This is a genomic window from Variovorax sp. RTB1, assembly GCF_035018765.1.
Classification (GTDB): domain Bacteria; phylum Pseudomonadota; class Gammaproteobacteria; order Burkholderiales; family Burkholderiaceae_C; genus Variovorax.
Map to the genome: position 1 here is coordinate 1 of NZ_JASJXG010000138.1, position 262 is coordinate 262.

The 262-nt window shown below is 69.8% G+C and carries 1 protein-coding gene; it reads right to left on the minus strand.

Features of this window, described 5'->3' with window-relative positions; all coding sequences use genetic code 11:
- A partial coding sequence (locus QN397_RS26695; protein WP_323502534.1) for a TolC family protein occupies positions 1 to 262 on the minus strand: 262 nt, incomplete at both ends.

Below are 262 nucleotides of genomic sequence, written 5' to 3' on the forward strand. Positions count from 1 at the left end.
GGATCGCGTTCAGCGTGTCGGCAACGTTCTGGAACGCGCCCAGCACCGTGCTGCGGTACTGCGCTGCGGCCTGCGCCTGCGTGGCCTCCGCTGCACGCTGCCGGTGCATCAGTGTGCCGGCATCGAACAGCGGCTGCACGAGGTTGGCACCGATGCCCCAGAAGGCAGTGCCGGCAGTCGCGAGCTGCGACAGCCGCAACGCGGTGGTGCCGATGTTCGCGGTGAGTTCGAAGTTCGGCAGCCTGGCGGCCAGCCCCACGCC